Annotated in this window: 17 protein-coding genes; 14 read left to right on the plus strand and 3 right to left on the minus strand. The window is 35.4% G+C overall.

The genetic code is table 11. The features are described from left to right. Positions 1 to 92 precede the first annotated feature (92 nt). The 6 genes from aroE to C1724_RS04475 are packed head-to-tail and all read left to right on the plus strand — an operon-like array spanning position 93 to position 3,507. Entirely contained in the window at positions 93 to 932 is an 840-nt protein-coding gene (gene aroE / locus C1724_RS04450) for a shikimate dehydrogenase (RefSeq protein ID WP_102345520.1), read from the plus strand. Next, positions 926 to 1,216: a ribosome assembly RNA-binding protein YhbY gene (yhbY, locus tag C1724_RS04455; protein WP_102345521.1), complete on the plus strand. Its 291-nt coding sequence runs from the start codon at positions 926 to 928 to the stop codon at positions 1,214 to 1,216. The genes aroE and yhbY overlap by 7 nt, the downstream gene beginning before the upstream one ends. Positions 1,217 to 1,237: 21 nt before the next feature. Further along, a complete protein-coding gene (locus C1724_RS04460) occupies positions 1,238 to 1,804 on the plus strand; it encodes a nicotinate-nucleotide adenylyltransferase (protein WP_102345522.1) in 567 nt (188 codons plus the stop codon). Then, positions 1,791 to 2,363 carry a bis(5'-nucleosyl)-tetraphosphatase (symmetrical) YqeK gene (gene yqeK, locus C1724_RS04465; RefSeq protein ID WP_102345523.1) on the plus strand — a complete coding sequence of 191 codons (573 nt, stop codon included), beginning with the start codon at positions 1,791 to 1,793 and terminating at the stop codon, positions 2,361 to 2,363. The genes C1724_RS04460 and yqeK overlap by 14 nt, the downstream gene beginning before the upstream one ends. 4 nt (positions 2,364 to 2,367) lie before the next feature. Further along, positions 2,368 to 2,721 (plus strand): ribosome silencing factor, encoded by a 354-nt coding sequence (gene rsfS, locus C1724_RS04470; RefSeq protein ID WP_102345524.1) that lies wholly within the window; start codon positions 2,368 to 2,370, stop codon positions 2,719 to 2,721. Between the two features lie 39 nt (positions 2,722 to 2,760). Next, positions 2,761 to 3,507: a class I SAM-dependent DNA methyltransferase gene (locus tag C1724_RS04475; RefSeq protein ID WP_102345525.1), complete on the plus strand. Its 747-nt coding sequence runs from the start codon at positions 2,761 to 2,763 to the stop codon at positions 3,505 to 3,507. Between the two features lie 77 nt (positions 3,508 to 3,584). Here C1724_RS04475 and comER read toward each other — a convergent pair whose 3' ends face one another. Beyond that, complete coding sequence (gene comER / locus C1724_RS04480) at positions 3,585 to 4,412, minus strand: late competence protein ComER (protein ID WP_102345526.1); 828 nt, start codon at positions 4,410 to 4,412, stop codon at positions 3,585 to 3,587. 102 nt (positions 4,413 to 4,514) lie between these two features. Between comER and C1724_RS04485 the strand changes: the two genes are divergently transcribed. The 3 genes from C1724_RS04485 to C1724_RS04495 all read left to right on the plus strand — a co-directional run bounded on the left by C1724_RS04485 (position 4,515) and on the right by C1724_RS04495 (position 8,168). Continuing rightward, on the plus strand, positions 4,515 to 5,192 hold the full coding sequence (locus C1724_RS04485; RefSeq protein ID WP_102345527.1) for a helix-hairpin-helix domain-containing protein: 678 nt from the start codon (positions 4,515 to 4,517) through the stop codon (positions 5,190 to 5,192). A 63-nt stretch (positions 5,193 to 5,255) separates the two neighbouring features. Next, positions 5,256 to 5,825 carry a ComE operon protein 2 gene (locus tag C1724_RS04490; protein ID WP_102345528.1) on the plus strand — a complete coding sequence of 190 codons (570 nt, stop codon included), beginning with the start codon at positions 5,256 to 5,258 and terminating at the stop codon, positions 5,823 to 5,825. A 21-nt stretch (positions 5,826 to 5,846) separates the two neighbouring features. After that, complete coding sequence (locus tag C1724_RS04495; protein WP_102345529.1) at positions 5,847 to 8,168, plus strand: DNA internalization-related competence protein ComEC/Rec2; 2,322 nt, start codon at positions 5,847 to 5,849, stop codon at positions 8,166 to 8,168. 193 nt (positions 8,169 to 8,361) lie between these two features. Here the strand turns inward: C1724_RS04495 and C1724_RS04500 are convergent, their stop codons facing one another. Further along, the gene (locus C1724_RS04500) at positions 8,362 to 8,493 is read right to left on the minus strand and encodes a YqzM family protein (protein WP_102345530.1); all 132 of its coding nucleotides are present in this window, start codon (positions 8,491 to 8,493) and stop codon (positions 8,362 to 8,364) included. Positions 8,494 to 8,797: 304 nt separating this feature from the next. Here C1724_RS04500 and holA point away from each other — a divergent pair, with 304 nt between their 5' ends. Then, complete coding sequence (gene holA / locus C1724_RS04505; RefSeq protein WP_308410487.1) at positions 8,798 to 9,823, plus strand: DNA polymerase III subunit delta; 1,026 nt, start codon at positions 8,798 to 8,800, stop codon at positions 9,821 to 9,823. A gap of 70 nt (positions 9,824 to 9,893) precedes the next feature. On the opposite strand, the gene rpsT is transcribed toward holA, so the two are convergent. Continuing rightward, positions 9,894 to 10,160 (minus strand): 30S ribosomal protein S20, encoded by a 267-nt coding sequence (gene rpsT / locus C1724_RS04510; RefSeq protein ID WP_102345531.1) that lies wholly within the window; start codon positions 10,158 to 10,160, stop codon positions 9,894 to 9,896. A 174-nt stretch (positions 10,161 to 10,334) separates the two neighbouring features. Here rpsT and gpr point away from each other — a divergent pair, with 174 nt between their 5' ends. The 4 genes from gpr (at position 10,335) to lepA (ending at position 15,164) form a co-directional block, all read left to right on the plus strand. Then, positions 10,335 to 11,453, plus strand: a complete 1,119-nt coding sequence (gpr, locus tag C1724_RS04515) for a GPR endopeptidase (RefSeq protein WP_102345532.1) — start codon at positions 10,335 to 10,337, stop codon at positions 11,451 to 11,453. Between the two features lie 188 nt (positions 11,454 to 11,641). After that, positions 11,642 to 12,814, plus strand: coding sequence for a stage II sporulation protein P (gene spoIIP / locus C1724_RS04520; RefSeq protein ID WP_102345533.1), 1,173 nt, complete (start codon positions 11,642 to 11,644; stop codon positions 12,812 to 12,814). Positions 12,815 to 12,828: 14 nt separating this feature from the next. Then, on the plus strand, positions 12,829 to 13,188 hold the full coding sequence (locus tag C1724_RS04525; RefSeq protein WP_102345534.1) for a YqxA family protein: 360 nt from the start codon (positions 12,829 to 12,831) through the stop codon (positions 13,186 to 13,188). 146 nt (positions 13,189 to 13,334) lie between these two features. Further along, the gene (gene lepA / locus C1724_RS04530) at positions 13,335 to 15,164 is read left to right on the plus strand and encodes a translation elongation factor 4 (protein ID WP_102345535.1); all 1,830 of its coding nucleotides are present in this window, start codon (positions 13,335 to 13,337) and stop codon (positions 15,162 to 15,164) included. Positions 15,165 to 15,213 lie beyond the last annotated feature (49 nt).

The raw sequence follows: 15,213 nt of genomic DNA on the forward strand, positions 1-15,213 counted from the left end.
TTTAACGGTTATGGTGGGGAACCAGTGTTAGGTTCTTGTTAACAAACACGGATGCTAAGTATAAATATAAAAAAATTAAATGAGGTGAAGGTATGGGGAAATTATATGGAGTGATCGGCCATCCAATTGGGCATTCAATGTCACCAGCTATGCACAATGACCAGTTTTCACAATTAGGGTTTGATTGTTATTATCAAGCTTTTGATGTAGAACCAGCTCAATTAGAAAAAGCAATTGAGGGAATGCGAGCGCTAGGGATAGCTGGGTTTAACGTTACTATTCCGCATAAAGTAGACATCATGAAGTATTTAGATGAGGTAAATGAAGAAGCGAAAAAAATTGGTGCTGTTAATACGGTTGTTAACGATAACGGCAGGCTTATAGGATATAATACGGACGGAAAAGGGTTGGTGTTATCCCTACAACGGTTAACAGGTACTGAGATACAGCCAAAAAGCGTTCTTATTATAGGTGCAGGCGGTGCTGCAAGAGCGATATTTGTTACATTAGCAAATATAGGGGTAGCCCGAGTGGACATTGCAAACCGAACTATACAAAAGGCAAAACAATTAATTTCTGTTACGAACACAGCAGAATCACATGCAATCTCAATGAAAGAAGCAGAGGCTTCCTTGGAAAGATATGATATCATTATTAATACAACATCTGTTGGAATGAGTCCAAATATTGATGATATCCCGTTAGAATTAACAAATTTGAAACGTGGTACCATATTAAGTGATATTATCTATAACCCAATAGAAACCAAATGGTTGCGAATGGGTGCTAGTTTAGGGGCGATTACCCAGGGTGGTGTAGGAATGCTTGTAGGCCAAGGTGCACTAGCCTTTGAACTTTGGACAGGTGAAAAGCCAGATTTTATGAGAATGGAAGAAGTAGTTATAAACCGACTTGGAGGTTCAAAATGTTAACTGGAAAACAAAAACGTTTTTTGCGTTCGAAAGCACATCACCTTAATCCAATTTTTCAAGTTGGAAAAGGCGGAGTAAGTGAAAATATGATTAAGCAAATTAAAGATGCTCTAGAAGCACGGGAACTTATGAAAATTAGCGTACTACAAAATTGCGAATTTGATAAGACTGAAGTTGCCCAAGAATTGGCAAGCGGGGCAGATGCAGAACTTGTCCAAATGATTGGTAATATTATTGTTCTTTATAAGGAATCAAAGGAAAATAAACAGATTTTACTTCCATAAATATGAAGGTGTGGTGCAGAGATGAAGGTGGGGCTATTAGGTGGTACGTTTGATCCCCCACACTATGGACATTTGATGATTGCCCAAGAAGTACTCACTAATTTGAAACTTGATCAGATTTGGTTCATACCGACAAATGTTCCGCCACATAAGGATGGTACCAACACTGATGGGCTTGATCGAATAGAAATGGTAAATAGAGCAATTGCTGGAAATCCTAATTTTTTAATTAACACAATAGAGTTTGACCGGGTGGGACCATCTTATACATATGACACAATTACTTTATTAAATGAGATATATCCGCAGCATCAATTTTATTTTATCATTGGTGCAGACATGGTTGAATATTTACCGAAGTGGCATCGAATTGAAGAGTTAGTAGATAAAATTTCTTTTGTAGGTGTTAAACGTCCAAACTATAAAGTAGAGACTAAATATAATTTACTAGAAGTTGAAATTCCACTATTGGATATCTCATCTTCTGACCTTAGATTTCGTTTTGAAAACAACTTAAACACAAGATACTTTTTACCCGAAGATGTACGACAATATATTGAGGAGAAAAGTTTATATGGAGCGAGATAAAGCTTTAGAGTTAGTAAAAAAACAGCTGACCGAAAAACGGTATAATCATACCTTAGGTGTAATGGAAACCGCTGTAAATTTAGCAGAAAAGTATGGAGCTGATCTAAAAAAAGCAGAACTGGCAGCAATATTTCATGATTATGCTAAATTTCGCCCAAAGGATGAAATGAGAATGATTATATTGGAGCAAGCTATGCCTAAAGAGTTGGTAGAGTATCACTCAGAATTATGGCATGCTCCAGTTGGTGCCTTCCTCGTACAAAAAGAAATCGGGATTGAAGATGATGATATTTTACAAGCTATTAGATTTCATACAACGGGTAATAAAAATATGTCGCTTCTAGACAAGATTGTATTTTTGGCTGATTATATAGAACCAGGCAGGAATTTTCCTGGTGTTGATGAGGCTAGAGAACTCGCTTTTAAAGATTTAGATGCTGCAGTGGTTTTAGCGCTAAAAAATACGATAAAATTCCTATTGGATAAAAATCAGCTCGTATATCCCGATACGTTAACAACATATAATGCACTATGCAAAAAATTAAAAGGAGGAATTTAACTGAATGAGTGAAAAGGATATAGTATCAATTGCAGCCAAAGCAGCAGATGATAAAAAAGCAGAAGAATTAACAATTTTAGATATGAAGGGTGTTTCACTTGTTGCTGATTATTTCATCATCTGCCATGGGAATTCGGAAAAACAGGTGCAAGCCATTGCGCGAGAAGTGAAAGATAAAGCAAATGAAACAGGTATCGATATTAGACGGCTGGAAGGCTTTGAAGAGGCTCGTTGGGTTTTAATTGATTTAGGTGATGTCATCGTTCACGTTTTCCACCGAGATGAACGAATTTATTATAATTTAGAGCGTTTATGGGGAGATGCACCTCGAGTTAATATTCAAGAAATATTAAACTAACAAACGCCTATAAACATTGTGGAGCAAGGAGAACAGAATATGTCTTACAATTATTTTGCAATGCTATATGATACCTTAATGGAGGATGTACCTTATGAATCATGGTTAAACTATATTGATCAAAAAGTGGCTCAATATGGTAATGGTGGAAAACGATTACTTGACCTCGGTTGTGGGACAGGTACTATTTCTATTCCTTTAGCTCTTCAAGGCTATGAGGTAACTGGAGTTGACCTTTCAGATGAGATGTTAACAATTGCTCAAGAAAAGGCAAGCGTTGCTCGCGCTAATATTACGTTTTTTCAGCAAGATATGCGTGAATTGGCTGGCTTTCAGTCATTTGATTGTATTGGCATATTCTGCGATTCGCTCAATTATCTTCAAACAGAAGAGGATGTATTACAAACATTTACGACCATTTACAAGCAATTATCACCACAAGGCCTTATTTTGTTTGATGTGCATTCTATATATAAAATAAACGATATTTTTATTGGACAGACTTATGCTCGTAACGATGAAGAGATTAGTTATATTTGGAACTGTTATCAAGGTGAAACAGCGAATTCAGTTGAACATGAATTATCCTTTTTTGTCCAGTGCGATGATTATTTATATGAACGATTTGATGAAGTACATTTTCAACGGACATTTTCGATTGATCAATATGTTCAAATGTTAAGCCAAGTAGGATTTGAAATTCTAGAAATAACTGCCGATTTTAAGGATGAAAATCCGAGTGAAGCGAGTGAACGTATTTTTTTTACTGCTAAAAAAACGGAATGAAAAAGCCGAGGGTAAATTACCTCGGCTTTTTTGTGAAATTATTGTGACAATGAAGGTGATTGCTAAACTTTATAGAATTAAGTATTTATGCCAAATTGTTCATAAATTTTTTCTTTTTCATGTTCATATTTGGAATGTGTGCTTTGAATTAGCTGGTTGAACATATCACCTACTTCTCTTTCAAGCACTTTGATACCTTCCCCGGTTATTCCACCTTTAACACAAACTTTTTCTTGTAATGTTTCGAGAGTAAAAACTTCTTTTTCAATTAATTGTCCCATGCCGATCAACATTTTAGTTGCTAAAAGTGTGGCTTGCTCCCTAGAAATCTCTGTTTCCTCTATTGCTGATTCAATAAACTGTCTAAGAAGATAAGTGAAAAATGCCGGGCCGCAACTAGTGATATCAGATGCAATCCTTGTAATGCTTTCTTCAATAATAACAGGTGTCGATATTTTCTCCATAAGTCTCTCAATTTGTTCTCGATGATGGTCACTACAATTATTTCCAAAGGTTAATAAGGATGTCCCGCTTAAAACTCGATTATTAATACTTGGAATTGCACGTACAACAGAGCAAGATAAAATGGACTCTAATTGTCTAACGCTAATTGGACTTGTAATTGAGATAATACATTGATTTTCTTTGATTTCCGAGTTCAGATTTTTTAAAAGGGGGTGGATTTCAAGCGGTTTAACGCATAAAAATATATATTCGGCATTATTTACAACCTCTTCGGGAGTGTTAACCACTTGAATATGTGGATATTTACACTTAAGTTTTTCTGCTTTAGCTCTTGTTCGATTCACTACAGTTAATTTATTTTCACTAATGGCATTTGAATTTATGAATGCATCAATTAAGATTTTTCCCATATTCCCTGTACCAATTATACCAATATTCACAGACTATTCCCCTCCTTCCAATCACATTCTCTATTAATGCGTATGACTGGTAATGAAGAATTATGCTTTTATTATATGGAAATATATAGGAAGGGTGCAGACATGGAAATACTGAAGGTTTTTCAGAAAAATCCAAAAGTAGTAACTGGCTTTTTACTTTGCTTTATTTTTTTAGGTGCATTATTGTTCATTAATAACACGGTGGATAAGAAGGATAAGGAGGATACCGCGTTAGTGCTTGAGAATGAACTTAATGAATTTAAGGGTTTACAACAAGAGCAAGATGCAAAAGAAGAGTTGGGGGAGGATCTACAACCAGTTGAACCCGAGCAAGTCTATGTCGATGTAAAAGGCTCTGTCCAAAAACCTGATGTGTATAGTATTGAATCAAACAAAAGAATATATGATGCTATAGAATTAGCAGGTGGTTTTACTGCCGAGGCAGACCAAGCTCGGATCAATTTAGCTGCCCGCGTAAAAGATGAAATGGTTATTTACGTGCCAGCGATCGGGGAAGAGCATGACCCTTTTTTTCAGCAATTGGAAACAGCTAATGAACATCACGATGGGAAAATAAACATCAACAGTGCGACGAGTGACCAATTACAACAGCTACCTGGTATAGGCCCGGCTAAAGCAACAAGTATCATTAACTACCGTGAAGAACATGGTCCATTTAAAAATAGTAATGACTTATTAAATATATCTGGAATAGGAGAAAAATCATTAGAAAAAATTCTGGACTTAATCACTGTATATTTCGTTTTTTATATAATATGAATTGACGTTTGTGAAAAAGAACAGCTAAACTAATAAAGTGGTTAATCTAAGGGGGCGAATAGTATGGAACGAATATCTTGGGATCAGTATTTTATGGCACAAAGTCATTTATTAGCATTACGAAGTACTTGTACTCGCTTACAGGTGGGTGCAACAATTGTGAGAGACAAACGAATTATTGCGGGAGGGTATAATGGTTCCGTTACTGGTGGGGTGCATTGTATAGATGAAGGTTGTTATGTAATTGATAATCACTGTGTTCGGACGATACATGCAGAAGTAAATGCGTTACTTCAATGTGCAAAATTTGGTGTACCTACCGATGGCGCAGAGATTTATGTAACACATTTCCCGTGCATTCATTGCACCAAAGCTATAATTCAAAGTGGTATAAAAGCTGTTTATTACGCGGAAGACTATAAAAATCACCCGTATGCAATTGAACTTCTGAATAATGCAAATGTAAAAGTCGAGCAGGTTGAGCTTGAAGAAATGATCATCGATACTAAAAATAATGAAAAATTATCATTTGTTGCCGAGTTAATTAAACAGCTATTAGAGGCGGGAGTAAATGAAAATGAAGTGCGCAAATTACACGAAAAGGCAAATAAGCTGTTTACTAGTTATTTGTAAGATTCAAAAGGGGTGGCCTGATTGAAGGGGAATTGGATTTACCTAGCGATTGCTTCTACCCTTGGGATTACGGCTACCTTTGGAAATTATAATTTATTAATCCTAATATGTTTGTTAATGTTTGTAATTTGGCTTATCTTTAAAGGCAATAATCTCAAATTATTATTTCTTTGTATATTGATATTTTGTATATTTTCTGTTACATCCAAATGGATCGATAAAAACAATCAAACATCGTTAACAGGTGAAGAATCAACTTTTACTGGTGAAATAGCCAGTCCACCCAAAATAGACGGCAATCAGATATCTTTCATTTATAAATTATCTTCTAATGAGAAAGTTCAATTGTTTTACTATACTAAAACGCAAACTGAGAAGGATTCTCTAAGCAAGCTAAAGGTTGGAATGGATTGTAAATTGAAAGGTAGCCTGAATGTTCCGAGCAAAGCTACCAATGAATATGCATTCAATTATTTACACTATTTGTATAAGCGGCACATTCATTGGGTTTTATCTCCTGTAGAATCAGCATTAACAAGTTGTGTGACTCCAACATTACATCATTACGCCTTAGAAAGATGGCGTACCTCTCAACTAGAATTTATTAAACAAAACTTCCCAGAAATATCAATCGGTATTGTCCAAGCTTTAATATTTGGTGAAAGAAGTGAAATAAGTCGTAGTGTGGAAATGCATTTCCAAGCATTTGGTATCATTCACTTATTGGCTATTTCAGGTTTACATGTTAGCTTGATCATCACTGTAGTTTTTTATTGTTTAATTAGAGTTGGGATCTCCAGAGAAAAATCATTTTTAATTCTTATTTTGATGTTACCAATATATATGGTGATTTCTGGAGCAGCGCCCTCTGTGATAAGGGCATGTCTGGTCACTATGTTTGTGTTATTGTCGCTAAGATTTAGTGCAGTAATTGTTCCGATTGATGCATTAAGCATAGCTTATTTATTAATGCTCTTTTTTAACCCCTACTATGTTACGGATGTTGGTTTTCAGCTTTCGTTTTTAGTGAGCTTTTCATTAATTGTTTCTTCGCAAAGTATCCTAAGCCATTATAAAAATCGGTTTGTTCAGGTTCTGATTGTCACATCTATTGCACAAATAAGCTCGTTGCCAATTATGTATTATTATTTTTATGAGATCTCCATTCTAAGCTTGCCGTTAAACGTTTTTATGGTACCTCTTGTTTCCGTTGTAATTCTTCCCCTATCCTTTTTATCTTATTTTAGTTATCTGCTATTTGAACCCTTAGGGGTTGTTTTGGGATATTTGCTGTCAAAATTGTTAAGTTTTATCTATTTTCTGCTTGAGTATGCTTATTCTTCTTTCACTTTAACATTGACATTTGGCAGACCTCCGCTATGGATCGTGCTAGCATACTGCGCTGCGATTATTTTTTTATTCAAAACATGGGAACAGAGATCTAAATTAATCTTATCCATCGGCATGCTGGTGACGACTTTGTTAGTTCATAGTGGTTTGCCTTATCTATCAAATTCAGGATATATAACAATGATTGACGTTGGTCAAGGTGATAGTATTTTAATTGAACTTCCGTACCGCAAAGCTGTTTACTTAATCGATACAGGAGGGACACTAAATTTTAACAAAGAGAAATGGGAACAAAGGGAGGTTGAATCTAATGTTGGGCGGGACGTTATTGTACCATATCTGAAAGCGAAAGGTATTCGCTCCCTAGATAAATTAATCATTACACATGGTGATCTAGACCATATCGGTGGTGCGTTAGCTATCCTACAAAGCAGTGTGAACGTCCATGAGCTTGTTGTTGGAGAGGGTAAAACTGAAGATGAAGCAGCTGATGAGGTTTATACTGAGGCAATTAAGAAAAAGATACCAATAACAAAGGTAAAAGCTGGTGACAAATGGAGCATAGATAAATATAAGTTTTATGTATTAGGCCCTAGCGGTGGGGAAGAAAGTGAAAATAACCGATCAATAGTATTATATTCTATACTAGGTGGATACAAATGGCTATTTACAGGCGATTTAGAATTGGAAGGTGAACAACAACTTCTTGATAGATTTCCAAAGCTTAGAGCAGACATTCTAAAAATAGGCCATCACGGTAGTAAAACATCTACCTCGGCCCAATTGTTAGAAACATTAAAGCCAAAGTTAGCATTAATTTCAGTTGGAAAGTCAAATCGCTTTGGACACCCGCATAATGAGGTTATCTCTTTATTATTAAAAAATCGTATTCGAGTGCTTAGAACTGATCAACATGGCACGATTACTTATAAATTTATCGTTAATAAAGGAACGTTTAAGTGGATGTTCCCATACAATGATGATATAAGGTAGCTAAAGGTAGAGACAGTACCATTATAAATAAATGCCTAAAAATAAAAAAGACTGCAAAAGTAGTGCAGTCCTTTTCTAGTAAAATTTGGTGCTAAAAATCCAGCCCATTATGTATTAAATCTTAAGTTTAAGGCGTAAAATTCCTGAGCCTAAGAATAATCCCTTTTGGGCTGATCTGTAACAGTTGCTTTGGTTAGCCTACAAAGCTAATAATTGTTGCAACAATAAAAATTACTGCAAAAAAACCAAAAGAACAGATAAAACCTACTGCAGAATCTACGGCATCATTACGTTTACTTTGTACATTTTTTTCAAATTCGTTCATTTGAATCCCTCCTATTGCCACTTTTAGTATAAGACAAGATTAAAAAAAAATCCATACGTTAAATCTTGTTTGTTTCCACAATTGACAAGAGTTGTCATCTATACTTTTTTCATTTAAAACACATTATAAGATTACAGCTACAATCGTTGAGTATTAAGCAACCCGGGACTTAGTATTCAACGTTTATTATAAAGGGAGGAGTTGTAAATCAATTCCTCCCATTAATAATGACATATACTTGTCAAAAAGAAAAGAACGGTCTAGCATAGGGATATACATAGTATAATCCCAGAGGTGAACAAAAGTGTCCGTGATTGATGAGTTACATAAGAAGATTAAAAATAAAAACATTGCTAATTTATATTTATTATATGGAACGGAAGAGTTTCTGATTGATGAAACCTTGAAGTTATTAATTCAGGAAACCCTAGAGCCGAGTGAACAAGAGTTTAATCTATCTATTTTTGATATGAATGATGTTCCGGTTGATATTGCTATGGAGGATGCTGAAACACTTCCTTTCATGGGCGAACGGAAAATAGTAATTGTAAGAGATCCGATCTTTCTAACCGGGCAAAAGGAAAAAAGTAAAATAACACATGATCTGAAAAAATTGGAACAATATCTAGAAAATCCCTCGCCTGATAGTGTTGTCATATTCGTTGGTTTGTATGAAAAATTAGATGAACGGCGAAAAATTGTTAAATTGTTAAAAAAAAATGGTGAGGTCTTACATGCAGAAGTAATGGATGAAAGAAGTATTCAAAAGTGGATAGTTGATAGAGTTGGACGCTCACAAAAACTTATTTCTGATAGTGCTGTTCAGTTTTTAATGAAATTAGTAGGACCAAACCTGATGTTACTAGCCAATGAAGTAGATAAGTTAGTTCTTTATATCGGAAATGATTCAGAAATTGGCGAATCAACTGTACAAAAGTTAGTTCCACGGACGTTGGAACAAAATATTTTTTCATTAATAGATATGATTGTAAAAAGAAGAACTGCCGATGCTTTAACTTATTTTTATGATTTGTTAGAACAAAAAGAGGAACCGATAAAAATTTTATCTTTGCTAGCACAGCAATTTCGCTTGATATACCAAGTAAAGGAATTATTTAAAAGAGGGTATGGTCAAAATCAGACGGGGACTTATTTAAAAGTGCATCCATACCGTGTAAAGTTAGCAAGTTTACAAGCTGAAAAGTTTCCTGAAGAAGAATTGGTAGGTATTATGAATCAACTAGCTGAGATAGATTATAAAATGAAGACAGGTAGGATGGATAAAAAGTTGCTTATAGAGCTGTTCATTATCGGATTAAATAGTAAATAGAAAACGAAGGCTCCCATGGGGGCCTTCGTTCTTTACTAAGAAATCTATTTATTAATAGAGTCCGTAAGTATTATGCGTTAACTTCATTTAACTTTTTTGCTAAACGAGATTTTTGACGAGCTGCAGCATTTTTATGGATAAGACCTTTACGAGCAGCTTTATCAAGCTTTTGAGCAGCAGTAATATAAGCGCTCTTAGCGTTTTCTACATCGTTATTAACAACAAGCGTTTCAACCTTTTTGATAGCTGTACGCATGTCAGATTTAACAGAAATGTTTTGAGCACGACGTGATTCACTTACATTTACGCGTTTAATAGCAGATTTAATATTTGGCATTCCTTTCACCTCCTGAAAAGCCGATAGGCTATACATAGAACATACAGTATTTTATCAAAATCATTCATGGATTGCAATAGGTCTGTTATTAATTTCGCTAAAGAAATATGCATGTTTATTGGAGAAAAGGAAAAGCTAAATTTTAACAGCTTTTTCAAAATGGAGGGAGTATATATGGGTCAATCACTTGATTTATCTAAATATAACGTTCGAACAGACTTAGCTATTGAAGCACATGAAATGGTGGTCGAACAAAATAATCAACAAGAAACTGTTCAACCATCCTCGATAGAAGGAGTTGTGATAAAAGATCGGGTTTCAGGTAATGTCAACATTACAAAAGTTGAAATAACAGAAACAGGAGCACAAGCTATAGGGAAAAAAGCTGGTAATTATTTAACACTAGAAGTACAAGGAATACGCCAACAAGATACAGAGTTACAGCAAGAAGTTGAAAAAGTATTTGCAAAAGAATTTAGTGAGTTTATGAAACAAATAGGCATTAAAAATGAAGACAGCTGTCTAGTAGTTGGGCTAGGAAATTGGAATGTTACACCAGATGCATTAGGACCGATGGCAGTGGAAAATCTATTAATAACGAAACATCTTTTTACGCTACAGCCTGAATCGGTCCAAGAGGGTTTTCGCTCTGTTAGTGCCCTTACTCCAGGGGTAATGGGTATCACAGGTATCGAAACTAGTGATATTATCCATGGTGTCATTGAAAAAACAAAACCAGATTTTGTTATAGCAATCGATGCTCTTGCTGCTCGCTCTATCGAAAGAGTAAACGCAACCATTCAAATTTCAGATACAGGAATTCATCCTGGTTCAGGGGTAGGAAATAAACGAAAAGAATTAAGTAAAGAAACATTGGGTATACCTGTAATAGCAATAGGTATTCCTACAGTAGTTGATGCTGTATCGATAACAAGTGATACGATTGATTTTATCTTAAAGCATTTTGGACGTGAAATGAGAGAAGGAAATCGGCCTAGTAGATCCTTAGCGCCAGCGGGGCTTACATTCGGAGAAAAAAAAGTGTTAACTGAGGAAGATTTACCGAATGAAGAGGAACGTCGATCCTTTTTAGGTGTAATAGGAACTTTACCTGAAGATGAGAAACGTAAATTAATTCATGAGGTACTTTCACCATTAGGACATAACTTAATGGTAACACCAAAGGAAGTAGATGTATTTATCGAAGATATGGCAAATGTAATTTCTGCAGGTTTGAATGCTGCACTACATAATGAGGTAGATCAAGATAATATTGGCGCTTATACGCACTAGTATTCTGTAATAATCTGCTGGTAAAGCTACCCATCAGTAGGAAGGTGAAAAACCACAACACTATAAGAAAAACATTGAAATTTGTTATTATGAACTAATTTCGTGTTTTTCTAATTTTTTATAAGGGTTCTATTTCTCAAAGCTTGGGCATAAAAAATAATAGACAAGCTTTGAGAGGGTGATAGACTTTGCGAATGAAACGTTCATCAGACTTGATGGTTTCATTTAACGGCACGACGATTATTAGACCTATTATATTATTGACCATTTCTATGATGGTAATGTTTGTTATTACAGGAATGCTAACAGCTCTTAAACCCGAATTTAGAATTTCGTCATCATCTATTAATCAATGGACACAGCAATTGGATGGGGAATCCTTTATCCATATACTAGCATTTGAAAATCCTTATTTTGCACAGGCGATCGAAGATTCAAAAAAGGAACCTATTAAACTTAGTACGTTGGCATTTGAATTGGCAACAAGTATTAATCCCAATGACCCACGAAGTTTACTAGGTAGAGAATTACCGGGATTTTCTTTGTTTGATGGTGAGATTATTGTAGCTGGTGAGGGGACAAATTATACAAATATGCCATATGAATCTTCTCCACCTATGGAAGTGCTCTTGAAAGAGCGGGAGGCTTCAATTGAAAATCTTGAAAAGTTGGACAAGCAAGAAAATGTTTCACCACCAAGTTTGAATACGAACGGAAAGAAAGTTGTATATATATATGCAACGCATACACGAGAAGCCTATCTTCCTCAATTAGGTGAAGGTACTAAGGATGATGAAGCTTACCATCACGAGGTGAATGTCTTAAAGGTTGCGGAAAAGCTAGCGCAGGAGCTTGAACAGCAAGGTATTGGTTCTCAAGTCGAAAAAACAGATTTTACTGAAACACTGCAGGAAAAAGGGATGGAATATCATCAATCCTATGATGCCTCAAGACCTGTTGTTGCTCAAGCGATGAAAAATAATGGAGATTTAAAATATTTTATTGATATTCACCGTGATTCACAGCCACGTGAAATTACAACTGCTAACATAAATAATATGGATTATGCACGTACTATTTTTATTGTCGGCGGAGAACACGCAAAATACGAACAAAATCTTAAGCTCGCTACTGACCTACACAATATTTTAGATGAAAAATATCCAGGATTAAGCCGTGGGGTTACGAAGAAACAAGGTAGCGGAACAAACGGTAAATTTAATCAGGATTTATCTGAAAACGCAATTTTAATTGAAATGGGTGGAGTAGAAAACTCAATGGAGGAAGTCTACCGAACAGCCGAGGCAATTGCTGAGGTATTTAGTGAATATTACTGGCAAGCTGAAAAAGTGGATGGATAAGAAGGTGATAGGTTATGTCAAAGTTTTTGGTAAAATGCTTTCTTCTAGTCGTTTTATTGTTTTTCGGTGTTCTTATTGGAATGCAAGAAGCAAACGAAGGTTTGCTTCGTATGAAGGGCTTTAATGATGCTGCATTCCAAGGGGCATTTGATATAAAGAAAAATAACTCGGGAGAGGTTGAAGCTGCCGTCCTTGGGGAAGCATTTACTGCGCATAACCTGGAAGAAAAACAAAAAAGACTAGAGGAGATTAATGCTTTTCACCTTTTCGCAACATTGGGTAGTAAACTAGCAACTTTTTTAACAACTATTTTTCAAGGGCTAGTAAAATTAGTTGTTATTACATTTGATCAATTGTTAAAATTAATAAATTAGTACTTTATACCATTCTGTTCATATGCAGAATGGTTTTTCACCTTTTAATAAATAATAGAGGAACTAACAAATAATTGAATACTAGTAGTGATATTGCTATAATGAGTTTTAGTGTAATTTTGCTCACGTAGTAGGAGTGTTGCTGAATGAATAATGAAACTAGAAATGAACGTCAAAAACGAATACGCAATTTTTCAATTATTGCCCACATCGATCATGGAAAGTCAACTTTAGCAGATCGGATTTTGGAAAAAACAAAGGCGATAACTGAACGTGAAATGAAAGCTCAAATCCTTGATGCGATGGATCTAGAACGAGAACGCGGTATAACAATAAAATTAAACTCAGTTCAATTACTATATAAAGCAAAGGACGGGAACGAGTACATTTTTCACTTAATTGATACTCCCGGACATGTTGACTTTACATATGAAGTTTCTAGAAGTTTAGCTGCATGTGAAGGTGCGATCTTAGTTGTCGATGCTGCTCAAGGGATTGAAGCGCAAACTTTGGCTAACGTATATTTAGCTTTAGATAATGACCTGGAAATTCTACCGGTTATTAACAAAATTGATTTGCCGAGTGCAGATCCTGAACGGGTTCGTCAAGAAGTGGAAGACATAATCGGTTTAGACGCATCCGAGGCTGTGCTAGCATCAGCTAAAGCAGGTATTGGTATTGAGGAAATCTTAGAGCAGATTGTTGAAAAAGTTCCCCCGCCATCAGGTAATCCTGATGCCCCGCTCAAGGCATTAATTTTTGATTCGTTATATGATCCTTATCGGGGGATTGTAACGTATATACGTATCGTTGACGGCACGGTTAAAATTGGTGATAAAATTAGAATGATGGCAACTGGAAAAGAATTCGAAGTTGTTGAAGTGGGTGTATTTACTCCAAAGCCTACTGTTAAGGAAGAATTAACGGTTGGAGATGTAGGATTTTTAACTGCGTCTATTAAAAATGTTAGTGATACTAGAGTTGGGGATACTATTACAAGTGCTACAAATCCGGCTCTAGAACCACTTCCGGGATATCGGAAATTAAATCCAATGGTTTATTGCGGATTATATCCCATTGACTCAAAGGATTACAACGATCTTCGCGAAGCGTTAGAAAAGCTTGAATTAAATGATTCATCTCTTCAATATGAACCGGAAACCTCACAAGCTCTTGGCTTTGGATTTCGATGTGGTTTTTTAGGATTATTGCATATGGAAATAATCCAAGAACGTATTGAACGGGAGTTTAACATTGACTTAATAACAACAGCACCAAGTGTTATCTACAATGTTAATTTAACAAACGGTGAAGAATTAACAATTGAAAATCCGTCTAAAATGCCGGATCCTCAGAGTATTGAGGCGATTTTTGAACCATATGTCAAAGCGCAGGTTATGGTACCTAATGATTATGTGGGTTCTGTTATGGAATTATGTCAGAATAAACGTGGAAATTTCATTGATATGGAATACCTAGATGCAAATCGAGTTAATATCAAATATGAACTCCCGTTATCCGAAATTGTTTATGATTTCTTTGATATCCTAAAGTCTAGTACAAAAGGGTATGCGTCCTTTGACTACGAACTTATTGGTTATAAACAATCAAAACTTGTAAAAATGGACATTCTGTTAAATGGAGAACAAGTAGATGCATTATCATTTATAGTTCACAAAGATTTTGCCTATGAAAGAGGTAAAGTAATTGTTGAAAAACTAAAAGAGCTTATTCCGAGACAGCAATTTGAAGTACCTGTTCAAGCGGCTGTCGGCAATAAAATTGTAGCTCGTTCATCCATTAAAGCGATGAGAAAGAATGTACTTGCTAAGTGTTATGGTGGAGATATTTCTCGTAAGCGCAAATTGCTTGAAAAGCAAAAAGAAGGTAAAAAACGCATGAAACAAGTAGGCTCCGTTGAGGTACCACAAGAAGCGTTTATGGCTGTTTTACGAATGGATGATAATAAGAAATAAAAAAGAAAAGGGTTGACGAGCAGTCAGCCCTTTTTCTCAAAATTATACT

The organism is Bacillus sp. Marseille-P3661 (assembly GCF_900240995.1).
Classification (GTDB): Bacteria; Bacillota; Bacilli; order Bacillales; family Bacillaceae_J; genus OESV01.